Origin of the sequence: Ochrobactrum sp. WV_118_8 (assembly GCF_039631535.1) — a bacterium.
In the GTDB taxonomy this organism is placed as follows: Bacteria; Pseudomonadota; Alphaproteobacteria; order Rhizobiales; family Rhizobiaceae; genus Brucella; species Brucella anthropi.
The window spans coordinates 2,707,994-2,730,838 of record NZ_JBDIUZ010000001.1 but is presented as its reverse complement, the minus strand read 5'-3'; the positions used below and the strand labels follow the sequence as shown (position 1 = coordinate 2,730,838).

The window sequence follows — 22,845 nt, the reverse complement described above, 5'->3', positions numbered from 1 at the left end:
ATCGTGCGGCAATCATGTTCAGCGTCTGTTCAGGCGCGGCACTCGATCATCGTGTTCGCCCCGAATTGGATGGGTGAATCGGATGGATGAATTAGCAGGGGCAAAAGGGAATGAGGAAACCAATGAGGAAAGTGACGCTGGCAATTGCCATGCTGCCGCTTTTGGTGAGTGCTCCGGTTCTGGCGGCATCTGTTTCTTCGCAAGGGGGGATTCAGCTCGCGCAGGCAGGTGCTCCCGGCGGCGATCAGTTTTCGCAGCAGGTCTGCAATCTGGCACATCAAAACGCCCAGTCCTATGCGCGGATCTTGCAGCTTCGCGACAAGATGCTGAAAATCCAGCGCGACAACGAAGCGCGTTTTCAGGCCTTGGAGAAGGGGCGTGGCGGCGCCCAGAATGATGTCAGCATCGGTTCGACGGCAATTCTCGATGATGCCATGCGTGATAATGGCAGCGGCGGCGGTCAGGGCGGCGGCTATCAAAGCCCCGGCCTGCAGCAGGAACTGGTGCGCAACCTGACCGGAAAGGTCGAGGACGTGGATGCCCAGATTTCGTTCACCGATAATCAGTTGCAAAAGACGCAGGAAGACAATGAATTCCGGTTTGAAGAACTGGAAAAGAAGAACGGCGTAACCTCGCCTGCTTCCAGTGGTGCAGCTCAAGCGGCTCCCGCGGCAGCATCGCCGGGCGCCGATCTCTGCGCGCAGGGCATGGGCAACCCCGCTGCGATAGCAGATGCGCTGGGTGCGCGCGCGGAAGCCATGAACTTCCAGATCCTCGAAATGCAGGATCAGATGCAGAAGATGCAGGAAGCAAACGAAGGCCGCTTCCAGTTTCTGGAAACCGGCAAACGCGCCGATGCGGAAGTGCAGCAGGCTGGCGGCGACACGTCGCTCGCCGATGCCGGTTCCAGCCAAGGGACTAGTCAGGGCAATAACGGAAACCTCGATGGCGGGGTTTCCGGAAGCGCCCCCAAGAACGGTGGATACAACGCTTCTTCGCAGACTGCGGCCAACCAGTCTTCTGGCGCCGATTCCATGGCTATTGGTTCGAACGCACCCGCACAGGGTGGACCGGAACGTGGCGAGCCGCCGCAGTCGTTGGGTTCCATCCGGTTCGACGCCAATGGCAATGTAATCGGCGAAACGTTTGATGCCACACCGCGCACGGCACAGCCGGGTGCAGCACCCGGCGCCACGTCGGGAGGAAATGCTGCAGGCGATACGGTCGCATCCCTTCCGACGGACGATAATCCCAGTTCGCTCTATCAGGCTTCCTATCAGTATCTGATGTCGGGCGATTACAAGGCAGCCGAAACCGGCTTCCGCGAGCATGTGAAGCGTTATCCGGCTGATCCCAATACGGCGGAAGCACGCTTCTGGCTCGGAGAATCGCTTTACGGTCAGGGCCGTTATCCGGAAGCGGCGACGGTATTCATTGATACGCAGCGCGATTATCCCGATTCGAAACGCGCGCCGGAAAACATGTTCAAGCTCGGCATGACGCTTGAAAAGATGGACAATCGCGATGTCGCCTGCGCCACCTTCGCGCAGATTCCAGAACGTTACCCCAAGGCAGCGCCCGCGATATTGAAGCGCGTTGCCGATGAGCGCAGCCGCGCAAAGTGCTGATTGCGGAGTTATTTCGTGGGGCTTAGCCCAAGCAATATTTCCAAATTATTCGAGCCATTCGGATTTGAGCAGGCCAAGGCCGTCATAGCCGCCGTTTCGGGCGGCAGCGATTCTCTCGGCCTGCTTTTCCTCCTCCGGGATTATATGGTCATGCTCCAGAACCCACCCCGGCTGATTGCTGTGACGGTGGATCATCAACTGCGCGCCGAATCGAAGGCCGAAGCCGAAAATGTCGGGCTGCTTTGCCGGCAATACGGGATTGAACACCGCATTCTCGTCTGGGACGAGGCCAAGCCCACAAGCGGGCTTGCCGCTGCTGCGCGGACGGCGCGCTACCGGTTGCTGGTGCAGGCCGCGCGGGATGTTGGCGGAGCCTTCATTGTCACCGGCCATACGCAGGACGACCAGATCGAGACCTTTCTGATGCGCAAGGAGCGTAGCGCCCACGCCGAGGCGCGGGGGCTTGCGGCCATGTCGTTGCGCTCGTTGCTGGACGGTCTTGGGCTCGAAGGCTCGGTTGAACTTGATCGTCCTCTGCTTTCCGTTTCCCGGCAGACACTGCGCGATGAATTGCGGAGCAGGGGTATCAATTGGGTGGATGATCCCAGCAATGCCAACACCGAATATGAACGACCGAGAATTCGTCTGGGCATTGCCGCCGAGGCTGACAGACAGGTGGTTCTCGATCAGATTGCCGAGGCTGGAGCGGCGCGTGAGCGGGACAATGCTGCCTTGATTGCTGCGCTGGGCGATCCGGCGAGCTTGCGTGTAGATGCTGCCGGGACCCTGCTTGTCGATCCGCAGCTCTACGCCGTGCTTCCTGACAATGTGAGACGTCTCTTCGCAGGATTGCTTGCGGCCATCGCTGGCGGACGCCGTTTCCTGCCGGGCGATAGCGAGCGGTCGCGCATTGAACGGGTTCTGTCTGGAGATGATGACACGCATCGCCTGACCGTATTCGGCGCCCTCATCGAGCGCGGCGACAGTGGCTCATCGCATCGGTTTCTTCGTGAAAAACGCAATCTGCCAAAGCTCCATCTGGAGCCGGACAAGCCAATTGTCTGGGACGGCCGATTCCGTTTCTTGAACGAAGGCATGATGGATTTTGAGCTCGCTGCACCGGGACGGCAGGAACTTGCCGACTTCCTGAAGTCGCAGAATATCGAAATCGAATCTCGAAAACGTGAGGCCTTGCTGGTTTCGCCGGCTCTTTACAGAGATGGCAGGCTTTTCGCTTTACCTTTCCTATCCGACGGAAACTTTCTGCAAGACATTCATATCGAACGGCATTTTGCGATCTTCGATCACGTATTGCCGGGGCATGATTTCGACCTTGCAAGGGCCATGGAAGCCCGCATCGGACGTATCTGCGCGGAAATGTCCTAATTTTTGTAAACCAGAGTGAGAAGAATCGAGGATGCGGGGTCGAACGCGCCTTGGCAAGGCCATCCTTCGATCCTATGTTAGACCGAAACATCGTTCCGTGCCCGCGGAATGGCCGTGGTATCGATTGGACCCGATATGAATCCGAACTATCGCAACTTCGCCCTTTGGGCGATCATTGCTCTTCTTTTGATCGCGCTGTTCAACCTGTTCCAAAGCCCAGGTCAGCGCTCCAATTCCCGTGAAGTTTCCTATTCGCAGTTTATTGACGACGTTTCCAACGGTCGCGTGAAATCGGTCACGATTACCGGCCAGCGGATCAGCGGTACGTTTGCTGATAATGGCTCGACCTTCCAGACCTATTCGCCGGGCGATACGGGTCTTGTTTCGCGCCTTGAAAGCAAGGATGTCGCGATTACTGCGCGCCCTGAAACCGACGGTTCCAGCTCGCTGATCGGCATTCTCCTGTCGTGGCTTCCGATGATCCTGATCCTCGGCGTATGGATTTTCTTCATGCGCCAGATGCAGGGTGGCTCGCGCGGTGCGATGGGCTTCGGCAAGTCCAAGGCCAAGCTTCTGACGGAAGCACATGGCCGCGTGACTTTCCAGGACGTCGCCGGTGTGGACGAAGCCAAGCAGGATCTTGAAGAAATCGTCGAATTCCTGCGCGATCCGCAGAAGTTCCAGCGTCTCGGCGGCAAGATTCCGCGTGGCGTGCTGCTCGTGGGCCCTCCCGGCACCGGTAAGACGCTTCTGGCGCGCTCTGTTGCAGGCGAAGCGAATGTGCCGTTCTTCACCATTTCCGGTTCGGACTTCGTTGAAATGTTCGTCGGCGTCGGCGCGAGCCGTGTCCGTGACATGTTCGAACAGGCCAAGAAGAATGCGCCTTGCATCATCTTCATCGACGAAATCGATGCCGTCGGTCGTCATCGCGGCGCTGGTCTCGGCGGCGGTAATGACGAACGCGAACAGACCCTCAACCAGTTGCTGGTCGAGATGGACGGTTTTGAAGCCAACGAATCGATCATCCTGATCGCGGCGACCAACCGACCCGACGTTCTCGATCCCGCGCTCTTGCGTCCGGGCCGTTTCGACCGTCAGGTTGTGGTTCCGAATCCGGATATCGTCGGTCGCGAACAGATCCTCAAAGTGCATGTGCGCAATGTGCCGCTTGCACCCAATGTCGATCTCAGGGTTGTCGCACGTGGCACGCCGGGCTTCTCCGGTGCCGATCTCGCCAACCTCGTCAACGAAGCTGCCCTCATGGCCGCGCGCCGCAACAAGCGCCTTGTGACCATGCAGGAATTCGAAGACGCCAAGGACAAGATCATGATGGGTGCGGAACGCCGCTCCGCCATGACGCAGGAAGAAAAGGCCAATACGGCCTATCATGAAGCCGGTCATGCCATCGTTGCGATCAACGTGCCGAAGGCTGATCCGGTCCACAAGGCAACGATCATTCCGCGCGGTCGTGCGCTCGGCATGGTGATGCAGCTTCCGGAAGGCGACCGTTATTCGGCCACCTATACCTGGATGGTATCGCGTCTTGCCATCATGATGGGCGGTCGTGTGGCCGAAGAGCTGAAGTTCGGCAAGGAAAACATCACTTCCGGTGCTTCCTCCGATATCCAGCAGGCCACCAAGCTTGCCCGCTCGATGGTGACCCAGTGGGGCTATTCCGACAAGCTTGGCCGCGTGGCCTATGGCGACAATCAGGAAGAAGTCTTCCTTGGCCATTCGGTGTCCCGTACGCAGAATATTTCGGAAGAAACCGCGCAGATCATCGACGCCGAAGTGCGCCGTCTGATCGACGAGGCTTATGCCGAGGCGACCCGCATCCTGACCAAGAAGAAGAAGGACTGGATCGCGCTTGCCGAGGGTCTGCTCGAATATGAAACGCTGTCCGGCGACGAGATCAAGGAACTGATTGCGGGCAACAAGCCGTCGCGCGATCAGGGCAACGATACGCCGTCGCGTGGTTCGGGTGTGCCGAAGGCTGGAAGCCCGCGCAAGCGCAAGGGCAGCGAGCCTGGCAACGAACCGGGTATGGAGCCGCAGCCGCAATAAGCTGCCTGAAAGCGAAACCAAGAAAGCCGGGCTTGTCCCGGCTTTCTTGTTATCTGGCTTTGTTTGGGCTTACCGCAAAGGCTCATTAAGGATTTCGGCGCATCATATTGCGTCAGATTACGACTTAGGACGTGGGAACGTTAAACCTGCCGCAAAAGGCGAAATTGCATTTGTGGGTGTTTTCGCGTTAAGAACAGCGAAAATATGCTGTCCGGCAACCGGCAGCCATTGCTCGCCGATCAATTCAGGCGGCATATATTTGAAGATAGAGAGCGGTTCATGGCTCAGCGCAAGGCGAAACAGATGACACGGAAATATTTTGGAACCGATGGCATTCGCGGACAGGCAAACAGCTTCCCGATGACACCGGAAGTTGCCATGAAAGTCGGTATGGCTGTCGGTCACATCTTCCGCCGCAAGGGCCAGACTTCGCGCGTTGTGATCGGCAAGGATACGCGACGTTCGGGCTATATGCTCGAAAACGCGCTGGTGGCCGGTTTTACCGCTGCCGGTATGGATGTTTTCCTGCTTGGCCCGATCCCGACACCTGCCGTTGCAATGCTCTGCCGCTCGCTGCGTGCCGATATCGGCGTTATGATTTCCGCATCGCACAATCCATTTTATGACAATGGCATCAAGCTTTTTGGTCCGGATGGTTTCAAGCTTTCTGACGAGATCGAGCTGAAGATCGAGGCGATGATCGATGGTGATCTGACCCCTTATCTGGCCAGCCACGGTGATGTCGGCCGCGCCAAGCGCGTCGACGGCGACATCTATCGCTATATCGAATTCGCGAAGCGTACACTGCCGCGCAATATCGACCTGAACGGCCTGCGCATTGTTGTCGATTGTGCCAATGGCGCTGGTTACAAGGTTGCCCCTGCTGCCCTGTGGGAGCTGGGTGCGGAAGTCATCACCATCAACAACGAGCCAAACGGCATCAACATCAACGAGGATTGCGGTTCGACGCATCCGATCGGCCTGATGAAGAAGGTTCACGAAGTGCGCGCCGATGTCGGCATCGCGCTGGATGGCGATGCGGACCGTGTGCTGTTGGTCGATGAAAACGGTACCGTCATTGATGGCGACCAGCTGATGGCCGTGATCGCTGAAAGCTGGGCTGCAAGCGATCGTCTCGAAGGCGGCGGCATCGTGGCAACCGTCATGTCCAACCTTGGACTGGAGCGCTTCCTTGCCGACCGTCATCTGACGCTGGCCCGCACCAAGGTGGGCGACCGCTATGTGGTCGAACACATGCGCGAACATGGCTTCAACGTCGGTGGCGAGCAGTCCGGCCATATCGTTCTGTCCGATTATGCGACGACGGGCGATGGTCTCATCTCGGCATTGCAGATCCTTGCCGTCGCGCAGGAGCAGGGCAAGCCGATCAGTGAAATCTGCCGCAAGTTTGATCCGGTGCCGCAGCTTTTGAAGAATGTTCGTACCTCGGGCGGCAAGCCGCTGGAGAACAAGCGCGTGAAAAGCGCAATTGACGAAGCTACCGAGCGTCTTGGCGTTCAGGGCCGTCTGGTTATCCGCCCATCCGGCACGGAGCCACTTATCCGCGTCATGGCAGAAGGCGATGATCGTGGTCTGGTGGAAAAGGTCGTCAACGATATCATCGACGTGATCTCGTCCGAGGGCAGCGCTGCGGCCTGATGACTTTAAAGATAATGCGAGCAAAGGCGCGGGTTTTGTCCCGCGCCTTTTGCGTTTGGAGTGCATTTTATACATTAGCGAGTGTTAATGAACTTGGTAAAAAAACAAGGTTAAGTTGTATTTAACTTTTGCCGAATAGTCTCCCCTCAAACATCCGTACCCGTCGCTTTCAGCGGCGCGATTCTCCGATGGGGCAGACATATGAAAAGTTTTACGAAAGCTCTTTTTGCCGGTGTGGCGGCATCGGTTGCCCTGATGGCTGCAGCGCCCGTCGCTTTTGCGGCCGACATACTGGAGCCAGTTCCTGAAGTTCCGGAAGTCGTTGTCGTTCCGCCTGCCGTTGGTGGCTGGTATTTGCGTGGCGATATCGGTTACTCCAAGGCCAAGTTCAAGGATGCCGACTACGCGACCATCGATAATTGCGCGACTTGCGGCGGCGGCTCGCCGACCTTCGGCAGCAACACGCTTTATGGCGATCTCAAGGGGTCGTTCCTCGTGGGCGGCGGTGTCGGTTATCAGGTGACGGATTATTTCCGTACCGATCTGACGGTAGACTACATGACCCGCGCCAAGTTTGATGGCCACACTTATGGTTCGGCCTGTAACGGTGACATCAACTGCGCTTCCGACGAGCGCGGTCGCTTCTCGGCTCTCTCCATTCTGGCCAATGCCTATGTTGATCTCGGCAATTTTGCCGGCTTCACGCCTTATGTCGGCGCTGGCATTGGTGGAACGCGGGTGAAGTGGGGCGATCTGGACGATGTTCGCTATGGTGGTACGCAGGAAGGTGCTGCCAACTGGCGCTTTACCTACGCGCTCATGGCCGGTGCGTCGGTCGATCTCACACAGAACCTCAAGCTCGATGCGGGCTATCGCTATCGCCATATCAATGGCGGCAAGATGTTTGAAGGCAATCAGTGGATCGGTGACGGATACGACAACGGCATGAACGTGCATGATGTGCGCGTCGGCCTGCGCTATATGTTCGGCGGTGCAGGCCCGGCCTATGCTCCGCAGCAGGTTTCGACCATCGTAGACGGTCCCGTTTACAAGTAATTGCAAATCGCGCGATGAAAATAAGGCCCGGTCATCCGGGCCTTATTTGTTTAGAAGTACAGTAAACATATCCCTGTATTTATGCGATCTTAACCATGTTCATTCATACATGATGATACATTCATAAGCGGGGATATCATCATGTCTATGCAATGGCGTGCTTTCTGTTCGTCGGCTGCTTTGCTGGCCGGATTATGCGTCGCATCGCAGTCTTTTGCCGCCGATCTTGATATGATCAGCTACGAACCGGGCGCTCCGGTGCAGCAGCCGGTCGAGGTCGGGTCCGGTTGGTATCTGCGCGGCGATATCGGCTACAATCTCTCCTCCAAGGTCAAGGTTCAGACAGAGACATCTTTCTGGAGCGCATCGCAAAGCTATGATCTGGACAAGAATGTCGTGCCGTCCGTCGGTGTCGGTTATCAGTTCACGGATAATCTGCGCGGCGACGTGACGCTCGGCTATTCCAAGCAGAGCTTCGACGATCTGGACGTCGATGTTCGTAGCTGGGACATGATGGCCAACGCCTATGTCGATCTCGGCAATTATTACGGCTTCACACCTTATCTCGGTGCAGGCCTTGGGTTCGCCAATGTGCGCTATTCCATTGATACGGCCTATGGTAACTACAAGACCGACGATGATTATCGTCTCGCCTGGGCGCTGATGGCGGGTGTGGGCATCGACGTGGCATCCAACATCAAGCTTGATATCGGCTATCGTTATGGGGTCATCGAGGGTGCTGATATTGCAAGTGCTGCAGGCCTCACGCTCAGCGACAAGGATATTCAGTCCCATCAGCTGCGCGCCGGTGTGCGCTTCACGACCTGGTAATACCAAGTCTCATTGAGTTTGACTCATCGAGACTTGGCTAAGCCCGTGCGGTAATTGAGCATTTTTAGGGCGTGATGTGTTAGCATCTTAGCGCCCCGCTATAATTGCAGCGGGCCTTTCGGCCCGCTTTGCAGTTTATTGTTTTAGTTGCGTCGAATTTTTCGTTTTCATATGCGACCCGAATCCTTACAGGTGAAAGAACGCGTCGAGCGCGTTTCCTGAAAAGGGGAGGGTTATGAAAGCAATTGCAGCATTTTCAGATTTCGTAGGCCGGACTTTTGCCATCTGGGTCATTGTCTTTGCCATTCTCGGCTTTGTTCTGCCGTCTACGTTCAGCGTATTTGCGCCATGGATCGTGGTTCTGCTCGGCATCATCATGTTCGGGATGGGTCTGACCATTTCCGGCAAGGATTTTGCGGAAGTCGCCAAACGACCTTTCGAGGTCGCCATCGGTGTGCTGGCCCAGTTCATCATCATGCCGCTTCTCGCCGTGTTGCTGACGCGTATCATCCCGATGTCACCGGAAGTGGCTGCGGGCGTTATTCTGGTCGGTTGCTGCCCCGGTGGAACGGCCAGCAACGTCATGACCTATCTGTCGAAGGGCGACGTGGCATTAAGCGTGGCCTGCACGAGCGTCACGACCTTGCTGGCGCCTCTCGTGACGCCTTTCCTGGTCTGGTTCTTCGCCAGCCAATATCTGCCGGTCGATGCGATGAGCATGTTCATCAGCATCGTGAAGGTGATTCTCCTGCCTCTGGCGCTGGGTTTCATCCTGCAAAAGCTGGTGCCGGGTTTGGTCAAGGCGGCTGTGCCCATGTTGCCGCTCGTGTCAGTCATCGGCATTGTGCTCATCGTTTCCGCCGTCGTGGCTGTCAACAAGGCCGCTATCGCCCAGTCCGGCCTGCTGATCTTCGCGGTTGTCGTTCTGCATAACAGCTTCGGTCTGGTTCTAGGCTATTTCGCAGCGCGTTTCGCGGGTCTGTCGCTTGCCAAGCGCAAGGCGATCAGCATCGAGGTCGGGATGCAGAACAGTGGCCTTGGCGCGGCGCTCGCCAATGCGCATTTCTCGCCGCTGGCGGCTGTGCCGAGCGCCGTTTTCAGTGTCTGGCACAATATCTCCGGTGCGCTGATTGCGAGCTATTATGCGCGCATGGAAGAAGAGCCGTCTGAAACGAAGACAGCGACGCGATAACGAAATTCTACCCGCCCGAAGCAATTCGGGCGGGTTGGATAAAAATATTCCCAGAAAGGCGTATTGATGAAAAATGCGCTTTCAGCTATCCCAGTAAGTGGGCCACGTCTCCCCAACGAGACGCGTGCTATCTGAGAGGATAGAAACAACATGACGACGATTGCGAAGCCGGCAGTTCGCCCGGCTAATCCTAATTTTTCATCCGGTCCCTGTGCAAAACGTCCCGGCTGGTCGCTGAATGCGCTGGTCGATGCGGCGCTTGGCCGTTCGCACCGTGCGAAAATCGGCAAGACAAAGCTCAAAGAGGCCATCGATCTTACCCGCGAAGTGCTGCAGGTGCCTGCCGATTACCGTATCGGTATCGTGCCTGCTTCCGACACCGGCGCTGTCGAGATGGCGCTGTGGTCCATGCTCGGCGCACGCGGCGTCGATATGGTCGCGTGGGAAAGCTTCGGTTCGGGCTGGGTCACGGATGTGACCAAACAGCTCAAGCTCGAAGATGTTCGCACCTTCGACGCGCCTTATGGTGAGATTGTCGATTTTTCGCAGGTCGATTTCGACCGCGATGTGGTCTTCACCTGGAACGGCACCACGTCCGGTGCGCGCGTCCCGAATGGCGATTTCATTCCGGCAGACCGCAAGGGCCTGACCTTCTGCGATGCAACATCTGCCGCTTTCGCGCAACGCCTCGATTTTCCGAAACTCGACGTCGTAACCTTCTCCTGGCAGAAGGTTCTGGGCGGTGAGGGTGCACACGGCATCCTGATCCTCAGCCCGCGTGCTGTCGAACGTCTGGAAAGCTACAAGCCTGCTTGGCCGTTGCCGAAGATTTTCCGCATGACCAAGGGCGGCAAGCTGATCGAAGGCATCTTCGTCGGCGAAACCATCAACACGCCGTCCATGCTCTGTGTGGAAGACTATCTCGATGCGCTGAAATGGGCGAAATCGCTTGGCGGTCTCGATGCACTGGTTGCGCGCGCCGATGCGAATTTTGCAGTTCTCGACGGCTTTGTCGCAAAGACGCCGTGGATTGCCAATCTGGCCGTGAAGCCGGAAACGCGTTCGAACACTTCCGTCTGCCTTACGATTGTTGATCCGGAAGTGACGGCCTTGTCTGCCGACGAGCAGGCCGCTTTTGCCAAGGGCATTGTCACTGCGCTCGACAAGGAGGGCGTTGCCTATGACATCGGCGCCTATCGCGATGCACCTTCGGGTCTGCGCATCTGGGCCGGTGCCACGGTGGAAACTTCCGATCTGGAAGCGCTGACGCATTGGCTGGATTGGGCTTTTGCAACGCAGAAGGCTGCGCTGAAAGCTGCTGCCTGAGCATTTCGTGCATGACGCCGTGGTCCGCGTTGGGGCGGCCACGGTCCGCATCCCCCATTATTCATAGCATTTCCTGAAGCAGATCGGTCTGTGTTTACAGGAAATGTTTGGTCTGAAAATGTTTGAAGGAGGCCTCCATGGCACCTCGCGTTCTCGTATCCGATAAGCTTTCGCCCACTGCCGTCCAGATTTTCAAGGATCGCGGCGTGGAAGTCGATTACCTGCCTGATCTCGGCAAGGACAAGGACAAGCTTCTCGAAGTCATCGGCGATTATGACGGTCTGGCGATCCGTTCGGCCACCAAGGTCACGGAAAAGCTGATTGCAGCTGCCAAGAAACTCAAGGTCGTCGGTCGCGCCGGTATCGGCGTGGACAATGTCGATATTCCGGCGGCTTCGCGCCGCGGTATCATCGTGATGAACACGCCCTTCGGCAATTCGATCACCACTGCCGAACATGCCATTGCGCTGATGTTCGCCGTGGCGCGGCAATTGCCGGAAGCCGACACATCCACCCGCGCAGGCAAGTGGGAAAAGAACCGCTTCATGGGCGTGGAAATCACCGGCAAGACGCTGGGTGTCGTCGGTTGCGGCAATATCGGTTCGATTGTCGCGACCCGGGCCATCGGCCTGAAGATGCATGTGGTGGCTTTCGATCCGTTCCTGTCCGAATCTCGTGCGCAGGAACTGGGCGTTGAAAAGGTCGAGCTTGACGAACTGCTTGCCCGCGCCGATTTCATCACGCTGCACACGCCATTGACCGACAAGACCCGCAATATCATCAATGCGGAAAACCTTGCCAAGACAAAGCCGGGTGTGCGTATCGTCAATTGCGCCCGCGGTGGCCTGATCGTGGAAAAGGATCTGGTGGCAGCGCTGAAATCCGGCCATGTGGCCGGTGCCGGTATAGACGTTTACGAAACGGAACCGGCGACGGAAAACGAACTTTTCTCGCTGCCCAATGTCGTCTGCACGCCGCATCTCGGTGCATCGACCTCGGAAGCGCAGGAAAATGTTGCGCTTCAGGTGGCCGAACAGATGTCGGACTATCTCGTGAAGGGCGCCGTTTCCAACGCGATCAACATGCCGTCGATCACGGCGGAAGAAGCGCCGCGCCTCAAGCCGTTCGTAAAACTTGCCGATGTGCTTGGCGCTTTCGTCGGTCAGGTCACGGATGAGCCGATCCAGGAAGTGGAAGTGCTGTTCGACGGTTCCACCGCCACGATGAACACGCGCGCATTGCTGAGTGCGGCTCTGGCCGGTCTCATCCGTCCGCAGGTCGCCGACGTCAACATGGTTTCCGCACCGATCATGGTGAAGGAACGCGGCATCATCGTTTCGGAAGTCAAGCGCGACAAGTCCGGTATCTTCGACGGCTATATCAAGCTGACGGTGAAGACCACCTTGCGTGAACGCTCCATCGCCGGAACCTGCTTCTCGGACGGCAAGGCGCGTTTCATCCAGATCAAGGGAATCAATCTCGATGCCGAGGTCGGCCCGCACATGCTTTACGTCACCAACAAGGACGTTCCGGGCATGATCGGCCTGCTTGGCACGATCTGCGGCAAGCACAATATCAACATCGCAAACTTCTCGCTCGGACGTGACCATCCGGGTGGCGATGCGATCGCCATGCTCTATGTGGATGAACAGATTCCACAGGCAGCACTTGACGAACTGACGGCTCAAGAGGCAATCAAGGCGGCAACACCGCTTGAGTTCAACGTCGGAGAAGTTTGAGAAAATGGTTGAAGAGATGGTACAGCCGGAATGGCGGCGCATGCACGAGCAGGATATTGCGGGCGTGACTGCGGTTGCTAATGTTGTCCATCTCGACTTCTTTGAAGATGAGGCGGTCTTCCGGGACCGCTTCAAACTCTATCCGGCGGGCTGCTTCGTGCTCGCCCGTGATACTGAAATCCTTGGTTATGGTATCAGCCATCCGTGGAAGCTCGATACGGTTCCGGCTCTCAACGCCGTTCTGGGCGAACTGCCGGATGATACCAACACCTACTATATCCACGATATCGCGCTTCTGCCTGATGCCCGTTCCAGCGGTGCTGCCACACGTGTCGTGGAACTGATGGCCACGCAAGCCGAACGCGACGGCTTCGTTACCATGTCTCTCGTTGCAGTCAACGGCTCGCAAGGCTTCTGGGAAAAGAAGGGCTTTGTCGTCCGCGATCTTCCGGCGCTTGAGGAAAAGCTCAAGAGCTATTCGGATGATGCACTCTATATGGTCCGCGCCGGCTAGGTCGCGGATATTCCGTTTCTGACGGTCTGCAAATGGCGTGATTTTTCGCTTCCGGTGCTCATGTACATCTCCTGGACGCATAGTCTTGTCCGAAAAATCTGCAACTTTTCGGGACTATGCTTGAATGTACATTCCGCTCCGGGTCTCAAATCCCACCATTTTCGCCACGCAATAAACGGAATCTCAAGCGACCTAAGCGCCCTCCGTTTCCGACGGCTGTTCAAAAATAGCAAATTCTTGCACGAAAGAGTCGCGCAATCCCGTTTCAATCTGTATAGAGACGAGGGATCAGCACCCTGTAGCCTCAACTGGCGATGACCGGGCCGCTTCGATCCTTGGATTTTCAAATAGAAGCCAAGGAGTTTCTTCAATGGCAAATGTGGTTGTCGTCGGATCGCAATGGGGCGATGAGGGCAAGGGTAAGATCGTTGACTGGCTGTCCGAACGCGCCGATGTCATCGTGCGCTACCAGGGTGGTCATAACGCAGGTCATACGCTTGTTATCGACGGCGTCAGCTACAAGCTTTCGCTGCTGCCATCCGGCCTCGTGCGCGGCAAGCTGAGCGTCATTGGCAACGGTGTCGTTGTCGATCCGCATCATTTCGTTGCTGAAACCGAGAAGCTGCGCGCACAGGGTATCGACATCAACCCGGATGTGCTGCGTATTGCTGAAAACGCTCCGCTCATCCTTTCCATCCATCGCGATCTCGACGCCATGCGCGAAGGCTCCAATTCGGGTCTCAAGATCGGCACGACCAAGCGCGGCATTGGCCCAGCCTACGAAGACAAGGTCGGCCGTCGCGCCATCCGCGTGATCGATCTGGCCGAGCCGGAAACGCTGCAGCCAAAGGTCGAACGTCTGCTCGCGCACCACAATCTGCTGCGTCGCGGCATGGGTCTTGAGGAAATTGCGGTTGAAACCATTTTGACCGAACTGACCTCGGTTGCCGATCAGATTCTGCCCTATATCGATCAGGTCTGGCGCGTTCTCGACGAACGTCGCAAGGCGGGCGACCGCATCCTGTTCGAAGGCGCGCAGGGCGCACTGCTCGACAACGACCACGGCACGTATCCGTTCGTGACGTCCTCCAACACGGTTGCCGGTCAGGCTGCCGCCGGTTCGGGCCTCGGCCCGACGGCCATCGGTTATGTGCTCGGCATCACCAAGGCTTACACGACCCGCGTTGGCGAAGGTCCGTTCCCGACCGAACTGAACGACGAGATCGGCGAATTCCTCGGTACCAAGGGCCATGAATTTGGCGTGGTGACGGGTCGCAAGCGCCGCTGCGGCTGGTTCGATGCCGTCATTGTGCGCCAGACGGTTCGTACTTCCGGCATCACCGGCATTGCGCTCACCAAGCTCGATGTTCTCGATGGTCTGGACGAAATCAAGATCTGCGTCGCCTATGAACTCGACGGCAAGCGCATCGACTATCTGCCGTCCTCCATGGGCGCGCAGGCACGCGTCAAGCCGATCTATGAAACGCTGCCGGGCTGGTCCGAAACGACCGCCGGTGCGCGTTCGTGGAATGATCTTCCGGCGCAGGCTGTCAAATACGTCCGTCACATCGAAGAACTGATCGGCGCGCCGGTGGCGATGCTCTCCACCAGCCCGGAACGCGAGGACACGATCCTCGTCACTGATCCGTTCCACGACTGATTGTTTGCAGTCAATGAGCGATATGTTCGGAGCAGCTTTTCCGGAAGCTGCTCCGATTTTGTTTCGACCGTTGTACAAAGAACGCAATGGGCCGTACAAAGCTTCGCATCAGGGTGAATTTTGCCACTATTTCACCGCATCATTTTGAAAGTCTTCGCTAAATCGTAGCCAGAGACTTTGCTTTCCCTTGATTATTGTGATTATTGGGACATTTATTGCATCCTGTGCTTATTGTTCATCTGGACGGGCGGAAACCGGGTAAGACGGAATGGCGGATTTTGTAGCGGTACTGAAAAAGACGATCGATGCGCAGGCGGACAAATCGCCCGAATTGCGCCAGCGCGTTTACGCGAAAGCGCGCGCAACGATCGAGCAAAAGCTTGTTACGGCAAATGCCTCGCAGGCTGTCGCTGTCCGCCAGCGCAATATTCTCGAAGATGCCATTGCCGAGGTTGAAGCCTTTTATGCGCCGCCAGCCGCCGTACCGGAAGAGCCGGTCGAGGATGCGCTGGAAGATTTCCTGCAGGAGGCGAATCAGGACGCAGCAGAGCGCGCGCAGTCGCATGAAGATGATGACGAACCCGCATTCTCCAGTGCACCGCGCGATGAGCGTCGCGACAATTTCTCCAGTGAAGATGATGACGCACCGGCCTTTGCAGCCGAGCGCAGCGACGACTGGAAACTGGACCGCGCCAAGGAAAAGGCGCAGGCCCGTCGCAGCGAATATATCGAACGCACCTCCAAGAAGGAGCAGCGTTCCTATAAGGGGCTGATTGCAGCTCTGGTCGCCGTTCTGGTTCTCGGCGGTGCTGGCTATGCGGTCTGGGCCAACAAGGACAAGATTCAGGAACTGGCGTCGAGCCTTGGACGCAGCGATGCGCCTGTGACCGGTTCCGATACCGGGACGCATCCCGAAGATTCGACGACTCCGCCAGCCGACACCAACACGGCGACAACGGGTGGCGAGCAGACACCGGAACAGCCGCAGCAGCCTGCAGGCGAACCGAAAATGACGCAGCGGCTGATGCCGGATGGCAGCGAAACCGATAGTGGATCTGCCGGTGCTGCAAACGGAATCGGCGAGGGTACGTCGACCGCTGCTTCCACGCCTGCGCCCGCTGAAACGAATACGCAGAACGGAGCGCAGCCCGGACAGAACCAGACCGTTGCCGTCGGCCAGCAGGCGCTTCTTTATGAAGAACGCGGTGGCGCCGGTTCGGATTCGGTCGAGCGCGGCAATGTGGTCTGGTCGACGATCGAGGAAAGCCCGGAAGACGGCAAGCCTGCTGAACCGGCAGTCCGCGCGACCGTTACAATGCCGACCAGCAAGGTCGAGCTGAAGATGACCATCCGCAAGAATACGGATCAGTCCATCCCGGCGAGCCATCTGATCGAGCTGGTCTTCACCGTGCCAGAAGGGTTTACCGGTGGCGTCGTGGACAATGTACAGCGCATTACCTTCAAGGACACGGAACAGGCGGCAGGCAATCCGCTGATCGCCGTGCCGTCGAAGATCGGCGACAACTTCTTTATCGTGTGGCTGAACGACGCCCGCACGGCGCAGGACACCAATCTTTCACTGATGCGCCGCCTGCAGTGGATCGATATTCCGATCTCCTACCGCAACGGTCGCCGCGCCCTTATCAGCCTTGAAAAGGGCGTGCCGGGCGAGAAGGCGTTCAACGACGTGCTCGGCACGAACTAGTCTTACATATCGAAACAGAAAAAGGCCGCTTTGAGCGGCCTTTTTTATTTTGACGCAAGCCGAGATAGTGCCGGTTACTTCTTTTCAGCGAAAGCCTTGATGGCCTTGGCGATTTCGTTTCGGGCTGCTTCGGCGCTGTCGAAACCGCCCAGTTCAACGACCTTACGGCCTTCCGGCAACTGCTTGTAGACGCGGAAGAAAGCTTCGAGACGCTGCTGTTCGATCTTCGGCAGATCGGTGATTTCCTTGATGTTGTCATAGGTCGGATCGATGTCCGTGGTCGGGACGGCGACGATCTTGTCGTCCTGGTCGCCACCATCGATCATCTTCAGGACGCCGATGGGACGAACCTTGATGATCGCGCCGGGAACGATCGGCTCACGCGTATAGATGAGCGCGTCGAGCGGATCGCCATCGCCAGCAAGCGTGCTGGTGATCGAGCCGTAATTGGCCGGATAGATGACAGGCATGGACTGGTAGCGATCGACGATGATGTGACCGGTCTTGTCATCGATTTCATATTTGGTGAAGCTGCCTTGCGGGATTTCGATGGCTGTGAAGAACTCCGTCCCGTCCTGTTCCTTCTGCGGATAATCGAGGAAGGAGACATATTCGGAAGCAGATGCGGCGGTGGCAGCGGTAAGCGCAAGAGCTGCGGCGAGCAGGAGCTTTTTCATGGGATGACCTTCGGGCTAGAGCATGTCTCCCGAAAGTGGGAACCGGTTTCGGGACAAGACATGCGTAAAAACAAAAGGCTGGAGCGGTTCCGACGAATCCGTTTCAACTGGCCCGCTCCAGGGTGAAACACGCCCTCGTCCCTAAAGCCAATCCATTACAGTTGTTTGACGGTTTTATATTGCTTGGATGACAGTTTCCGCGAGGAACCGCCTGCGATATTCCGCCGGACTGATCCCGATCTTCTGACGGAAATGATGGCGAAGCGTGTGCGCGCTTCCAAAGCCGACTGAAGCAGCAACATCGTCAATGCTCGCCTGTCCCTGAGAGAGCAATTCCCTGGCAGCCGCAATACGCTCCATGGTGAGCCAGTCGCCGGGCGTGGCGCCGGTTGCCTCAGTAAAGCGCCGCAGGAATGTGCGTGGGCTCATCCGGCACGCAGCCGCCATGCGCTCGATTGTCCATTCCGCGGCAAGATCGGCACGCATCCTGTCCAGAACCGGGCTGATTGTGGTGCCTTCGCGCCTTGTGACCGGACGTTCGAGAAACTGTGCCTGTCCACCCGTGCGGTGAGCGGGCATGACCAGCCGCCGGGCAACGGAATTTGCGGCGGCGGCTCCGAAATCCTGTCGAACGATTTCGATGAGGAGGTCTATTCCGGCTGCGCTGCCGGCCGAAGTGAAGATGCGATCATGTTCGCGATAGAGCGACGCATCATCGACATCTATTGCGGGATGTTTGTTACGCAGCGCGTCGGCATAGCGCCAGTGCGTGGTGGCGGTGCCACCGTCGAGCAGTCCCGTCGCAGCCAGGACGAAAGCCCCTGAACAGATGGAGGCGAGGCGCGCTCCGCGCTGGTGCGCGTGTCGCAGCCTTTCGCTGATGGCTTCCGGCACCGGAACGTCTGCACCTTTCCAGCCCGGAATAATGATGATGTCGGCCTCGTCAATGAGATCGGGACCGCCATCGGGCGTGATGACGAACCCGCCATGTGCACGCAACGGGCCGTCTTCAATTGGGCAACTGGCGAAGCGATACCATCCCGGTCCCATTTCCGGGCGGGGCAGGCCAAAGATTTCGGCGACTATGCCGAATTCAAAGGTGCAAAGCCGGTCATAGAGAAGCGCTACGACGAGTGGGCCTTTAAGGTCTGGTATCTGGTTTGTCATTATCTTTACGTATATTGTCAATCACGCCAATTGCAAGTGAATTGGAAAATGGGCGACAATCTTTCCGAAGACAAAGGAGATCGCCCATGGATAGTGTGACAAAGACCGACAGGAAATCAGCCGTAACTGCCATCCCGCCAGCGCCTAGCGCATTGGCGCGGGATCATTTCGCAGCCGAATTCACATTCGAGACGGATTGCTGGGACGTGCACGATGCCTTGTCCAAAGGAGCCGATTTCGTGCTTCTCGACGTGCGTAGCCCTGTGCATTTTGCAGAGGCGCATATTCCGGGCGCAATCAATCTGCCGCACGGCAAGATTATAGCGTCCAAGATGGCGGAATGGTCGCAGGAAACGATTTTCGTCACTTATTGTGCAGGACCGCATTGCAATGGCGCGGCGCGTGGCGCCTTGCGGCTCGCCAATCTCGACCGGCCGGTCAAGATCATGGCGGGCGGGCTGACAGGCTGGATAGATGAAGGATTTGAACTCGCCAAAGGCGAGGGGGCTCAGTAACGCCCAAATAATTCTGCCGCAGAACGGTTGTCCGTCTGCGGCAGAAAGAACTTGTCAGCGTCGGTTTGGTGCCTTGTGACTTTAGGCGTGCGCTTCCTCGACATGGTTCAGCGCCTTCTGCTGCTTGTAGGCAGCGGCCTTCACCGCAGCCTGCACCTTTTCAAACGCACGCACTTCGATCTGGCGCACGCGTTCGCGGCTGATACCGAACTCGCTGGAAAGGTCTTCCAGCGTCATCGGGTCGTCCGAGAGGCGGCGCGCCTCGAAAATGCGGCGTTCACGGTCATTCAGCGTATCCATCGCCTGTTCGAGCATGGAGCGGCGGTTTTCCAGCTCGTCCTGCTCGATCAGAACCTGCTCCTGGCTGCTGCTGTCATCGACCAGCCAGTCCTGCCATTCGCCGGATTCGCCTTCCGAAGCGCGCAGGGGCGCATTCAGCGACGCGTCACCGGACAGACGGCGGTTCATGGAAACCACTTCGTCTTCGCTGACCTTGAGCTTGGTCGCGATCTGCTTGACCTGATCCGGGTTAAGATCGCCATCATCGAGCGCCTGAATCTTGCTCTTCATCTTGCGCAGATTGAAGAACAGGCGCTTCTGATTGGCGGTCGTGCCCATCTTCACAAGGCTCCACGAGCGCAGGATATATTCCTGGATCGAGGCCTTGATCCACCACATGGCATAGGTGGCAAGACGGAAACCGCGTTCAGGTTCGAAACGCTTCACGGCCTGCATGAGGCCGACATTGCCTTCGGAAATTACTTCACCAATCGGCAGGCCGTAGCCGCGATAGCCCATGGCGATCTTGGCCACGAGACGCAGGTGGCTTGTCACCAGCCTGTGGGCGGCCTTGGGATCGGTATGTTCGTGGTAGCGCTTGGCCAGCATGTATTCTTCCTGCGGCTCAAGCATGGGAAAGCGACGAATTTCTTCCAGATAACGGGTAAGGCCACCGTCACCGGACGTGATGCTTGGGAGATTCATCTGGGCCATAGAGCACCCTCCTTTATAATTTCAGGTTCCCGTTTGGCGAACCTGTCGCGGGGGCTGCCTCCTGCACTTCCCTCTCGCGAGCCCTCATATATAGGCATGATTTTGGCGAAAACACGATCCTTTAACTCATGAAACAATCTGTCACTACAATGTGAACGCTGCTCGGGGCCAAAGGTTGCGTGGCTGGAGTATCTTCTGCATTTCCCGAAACACAGAAAATACCCTGTCTTTTTATTTTGCGCGCATCTTGTCCCGAAAACCGGTTCCCACTTTTCGGGATGCGCTTTGGTCTGAAATGAATTGTTTTTTGCGGCAAGAGAGCGGCTTTCACTGCAGCCGCGCCCCCGATCTTGACGATGGAAACAGCCTGTTGTTTATCAGCTATCCATCCTTTCGGCCAACCACGATAGTTGCCAGTATTATATAGAATGCTTCCGGAAATTTTCCAGAAGGTGCTCCATATCTTCCGGTACCGGCGCTTCGAAACGCATCAGTTCCTCCGTGGCCGGATGGGTGAAGGCGAGCAGCCAGGCATGCAGTGCCTGCCGGTGGAAACCGCGCACGGCCTCTTTCAACGGTTCCGGCAGCTTGTTGGCCTTGGTCTTGTAAGCGCTGCCATAGTCCATGTCGCCGACAAGCGGATGGCCGATATGCGCCATGTGCACGCGGATCTGGTGGGTGCGACCGGTCTCAAGGCGGCATTCGACGAGCGAGGCCAGTGCGGTTGCATCTTCAAGGGGGGCGAATTTTTCGACCGTCACATAATGGGTGATGGCGTGTCGGGCATCCTCGCGCTCTTCATTGACCACGGCCTGCTTGGTGCGGTCGCGATGCGAGCGTCCAAGATGCGCATCGATGAAGCCCTGCGGGCGCTCTGTCATGCCCCAGACGAGTGCGAGATAGGCGCGTTCCAGATCGCCGGTGCGGCCATGGTCGGCAAATTGTTCGCTCAAATGCCGATGTGAACGGTCATTCTTGGCCACGACCATGACGCCGCTCGTGTCCTTGTCGAGACGATGAACGATGCCGGGGCGGCGAATTCCACCGATGCCCGACAAGCTATCGCCACAATGATATATAAGGGCATTGACGAGTGTTCCCGTCCAGTTGCCGTTGCCTGGGTGAACGACAAGCCCGGCGGGTTTGTTGATCACGATGAGATCATCATCCTCGTAAAGAATATCGAGCGGTATGTTCTCGGCGATCGGTTCGGCTGGTTCCGGCTCAGGCAGTACGATGGCGATTGTCATGCCCTCGCGCAGCTTCTGCTTGGCTTCACGGGCGGGTGCGCCGTCGATGGTCACATGGCCATCGGCAATAAGGGATTGAACGCGGCTGCGCGAGAGTTCCGGCCCCAATGCTGCGGCCAGCCACTGGTCGAGACGCTTGCCTGTGGCGTCGGAGTCGGTCGTAAGCTCTTTCACTCGTGTCTTTCCTTTAAGAGAATGGGCCTCTATGAGAGCGAGCCTGTTTTAACGAAATCGTCAGAACTGCTCTATCTCTTGGTTTTACCGCATTATGCGACGTCAAATGTTTCCATTTGGCTGCAAAATGCTCTATCACGCGCCACACGCCATAACATGGCGAAGTTCGAACCGGAGTCGTTGAATGCAGGATCCACACTATCCGAGATACCAGAATCATCAGGATTCAGGCTATCAGGACTATCAGCAGGGCTATTACCCGGATGAACAGGCTGAGCCCGCGCTTGATCCAGCCATGGAACGTGTGCGCCGCAAAATGATCCGGCTTCTGGCCGTCTCCATCGGTGTCATGCTGATCGGTCTTATGGCCGTGCTTGTCGCCGTTGTCTACAAGATCAATCGCGCGCCGGAAACCCCGCCAGCGGAAGAAGCCCGTTCCGATATTCCCGGACAGGCCGCTTCCGCTCCGGTAAAGCCGGAACCGCCGAAGCTGATCGAATCGCAGATCAACCTGACGCCGGGCACCCGTCTTCTCTCGCAAAGCCTTTCCGGCAATGAACTTTCGCTGGAAACCCTGCTGCCGGATGGCGGTACGGAACTCATCATCTATGACTATCGCGAGTCGCGCATCATCGGCCGCATCAAGCTCGGCAATGTCGAATAATACCAAGTCGCGTTGAGTTTGACTCACCGAGACTTGGTTAAGCCCGTGCGGCGATTGAACATTTTCAGGGCGTGGATAGCGTTAGCATCTTAGCGCCCTGCTATGAAGCGGATAGAGGCTGATCAGGGCGGCATGATTGCCGCCTTGTTTGTTTCTCCCTTCGAGGATTGCACTTTTTCTCTTTGGCGATTATATCAGCGACATGGCTTAAGCGCCCATCGTCTAGCGGTCAGGACGGCGCCCTCTCACGGCGCAAACAGGGGTTCGATTCCCCTTGGGCGTACCATCACTTCTTCCGGAGACAGTATTTTACACTTTTGCGGATGCGCGTTAGGGTCGATCCCGACAAGAGATCAATCAGGCGCGGAGGAACGATGAGCGTTTCAATCAAGACCGGATCGGCGAACCTCATCTGTGATGGTATCGATAAAGGTGCGGTGGAATATAGCGTCGCTATTCCCGATGACGGCGTGGACCTCACAAAGCGCGGCAAGTTCTGGGGCAGCAAGGATGCAATATCCGATGCGATGGGGGCATCGACGGTCGGCCTCCAATCACATGAAGGCGACATCTATCCGGTAGCAGTCGAAGAGCTGGATCGCGACGGAGCAGCGCTCTTTACCGTGCTTGCTCCAGCCGACTGAC

General features: G+C 57.3%; 19 protein-coding genes and 1 tRNA gene. 16 read left to right on the top strand and 4 right to left on the bottom strand.

What is annotated here, in order from left to right; genetic code table 11:
• Positions 1 to 110: 110 nt before the first annotated feature.
• The 12 genes from ybgF (at position 111) to ABDF71_RS13235 (ending at position 16,760) form a co-directional block, all read left to right on the top strand.
• Entirely contained in the window at positions 111 to 1,628 is a 1,518-nt protein-coding gene (gene ybgF, locus ABDF71_RS13290; RefSeq protein WP_500061613.1) for a tol-pal system protein YbgF, read from the top strand.
• A gap of 15 nt (positions 1,629 to 1,643) precedes the next feature.
• Positions 1,644 to 3,014 carry a tRNA lysidine(34) synthetase TilS gene (tilS, locus tag ABDF71_RS13285; RefSeq protein WP_500061612.1) on the top strand — a complete coding sequence of 457 codons (1,371 nt, stop codon included), beginning with the start codon at positions 1,644 to 1,646 and terminating at the stop codon, positions 3,012 to 3,014.
• A 135-nt stretch (positions 3,015 to 3,149) separates the two neighbouring features.
• Entirely contained in the window at positions 3,150 to 5,078 is a 1,929-nt protein-coding gene (gene ftsH / locus ABDF71_RS13280) for an ATP-dependent zinc metalloprotease FtsH (protein ID WP_010661368.1), read from the top strand.
• A gap of 303 nt (positions 5,079 to 5,381) precedes the next feature.
• Positions 5,382 to 6,737: a phosphoglucosamine mutase gene (glmM, locus tag ABDF71_RS13275; RefSeq protein ID WP_010661367.1), complete on the top strand. Its 1,356-nt coding sequence runs from the start codon at positions 5,382 to 5,384 to the stop codon at positions 6,735 to 6,737.
• A 201-nt stretch (positions 6,738 to 6,938) separates the two neighbouring features.
• Positions 6,939 to 7,793, top strand: coding sequence for an outer membrane protein (locus ABDF71_RS13270; RefSeq protein ID WP_151616375.1), 855 nt, complete (start codon positions 6,939 to 6,941; stop codon positions 7,791 to 7,793).
• Positions 7,794 to 7,934: 141 nt separating this feature from the next.
• Positions 7,935 to 8,624: an outer membrane protein gene (locus ABDF71_RS13265; RefSeq protein ID WP_029929554.1), complete on the top strand. Its 690-nt coding sequence runs from the start codon at positions 7,935 to 7,937 to the stop codon at positions 8,622 to 8,624.
• 235 nt (positions 8,625 to 8,859) lie between these two features.
• Complete coding sequence (locus ABDF71_RS13260; protein ID WP_029929556.1) at positions 8,860 to 9,816, top strand: bile acid:sodium symporter family protein; 957 nt, start codon at positions 8,860 to 8,862, stop codon at positions 9,814 to 9,816.
• Between the two features lie 150 nt (positions 9,817 to 9,966).
• Positions 9,967 to 11,142, top strand: coding sequence for a phosphoserine transaminase (locus tag ABDF71_RS13255; RefSeq protein WP_010661363.1), 1,176 nt, complete (start codon positions 9,967 to 9,969; stop codon positions 11,140 to 11,142).
• A gap of 137 nt (positions 11,143 to 11,279) precedes the next feature.
• Positions 11,280 to 12,881: a phosphoglycerate dehydrogenase gene (serA, locus tag ABDF71_RS13250; protein WP_029929559.1), complete on the top strand. Its 1,602-nt coding sequence runs from the start codon at positions 11,280 to 11,282 to the stop codon at positions 12,879 to 12,881.
• A 4-nt stretch (positions 12,882 to 12,885) separates the two neighbouring features.
• Positions 12,886 to 13,395: a GNAT family N-acetyltransferase gene (locus tag ABDF71_RS13245; RefSeq protein WP_010661361.1), complete on the top strand. Its 510-nt coding sequence runs from the start codon at positions 12,886 to 12,888 to the stop codon at positions 13,393 to 13,395.
• 370 nt (positions 13,396 to 13,765) lie between these two features.
• The gene (locus ABDF71_RS13240; protein ID WP_010661360.1) at positions 13,766 to 15,055 is read left to right on the top strand and encodes an adenylosuccinate synthase; all 1,290 of its coding nucleotides are present in this window, start codon (positions 13,766 to 13,768) and stop codon (positions 15,053 to 15,055) included.
• Between the two features lie 268 nt (positions 15,056 to 15,323).
• Positions 15,324 to 16,760, top strand: coding sequence for a transcriptional regulator (locus ABDF71_RS13235; RefSeq protein WP_151664223.1), 1,437 nt, complete (start codon positions 15,324 to 15,326; stop codon positions 16,758 to 16,760).
• A 74-nt stretch (positions 16,761 to 16,834) separates the two neighbouring features.
• Here ABDF71_RS13235 and ABDF71_RS13230 read toward each other — a convergent pair whose 3' ends face one another.
• A complete protein-coding gene (locus ABDF71_RS13230; RefSeq protein WP_029929564.1) occupies positions 16,835 to 17,437 on the bottom strand; it encodes an inorganic diphosphatase in 603 nt (200 codons plus the stop codon).
• 174 nt (positions 17,438 to 17,611) lie between these two features.
• Positions 17,612 to 18,604 (bottom strand): transcriptional regulator FtrA, encoded by a 993-nt coding sequence (ftrA, locus tag ABDF71_RS13225; protein WP_278526784.1) that lies wholly within the window; start codon positions 18,602 to 18,604, stop codon positions 17,612 to 17,614.
• A gap of 86 nt (positions 18,605 to 18,690) precedes the next feature.
• Here ftrA and ABDF71_RS13220 point away from each other — a divergent pair, with 86 nt between their 5' ends.
• Positions 18,691 to 19,119 carry a rhodanese-like domain-containing protein gene (locus ABDF71_RS13220; protein WP_151616379.1) on the top strand — a complete coding sequence of 143 codons (429 nt, stop codon included), beginning with the start codon at positions 18,691 to 18,693 and terminating at the stop codon, positions 19,117 to 19,119.
• 81 nt (positions 19,120 to 19,200) lie between these two features.
• Here ABDF71_RS13220 and rpoH read toward each other — a convergent pair whose 3' ends face one another.
• Together rpoH and ABDF71_RS13210 are read right to left on the bottom strand one after the other, a co-directional pair.
• Entirely contained in the window at positions 19,201 to 20,112 is a 912-nt protein-coding gene (rpoH, locus tag ABDF71_RS13215; RefSeq protein ID WP_010661355.1) for an RNA polymerase sigma factor RpoH, read from the bottom strand.
• Positions 20,113 to 20,531: 419 nt separating this feature from the next.
• Positions 20,532 to 21,536, bottom strand: a complete 1,005-nt coding sequence (locus ABDF71_RS13210; protein ID WP_036596404.1) for an RluA family pseudouridine synthase — start codon at positions 21,534 to 21,536, stop codon at positions 20,532 to 20,534.
• Positions 21,537 to 21,720: 184 nt separating this feature from the next.
• On the opposite strand from ABDF71_RS13210, the gene ABDF71_RS13205 reads away from it, so the two are divergent.
• The 3 genes from ABDF71_RS13205 (at position 21,721) to ABDF71_RS13195 (ending at position 22,844) form a co-directional block, all read left to right on the top strand.
• On the top strand, positions 21,721 to 22,200 hold the full coding sequence (locus ABDF71_RS13205) for a hypothetical protein (protein ID WP_010661353.1): 480 nt from the start codon (positions 21,721 to 21,723) through the stop codon (positions 22,198 to 22,200).
• Positions 22,201 to 22,411: 211 nt separating this feature from the next.
• Positions 22,412 to 22,486: transfer RNA gene (locus ABDF71_RS13200), tRNA-Glu, on the top strand.
• Positions 22,487 to 22,574: 88 nt separating this feature from the next.
• The gene (locus ABDF71_RS13195) at positions 22,575 to 22,844 is read left to right on the top strand and encodes a hypothetical protein (RefSeq protein ID WP_010661352.1); all 270 of its coding nucleotides are present in this window, start codon (positions 22,575 to 22,577) and stop codon (positions 22,842 to 22,844) included.
• Position 22,845 lies beyond the last annotated feature (1 nt).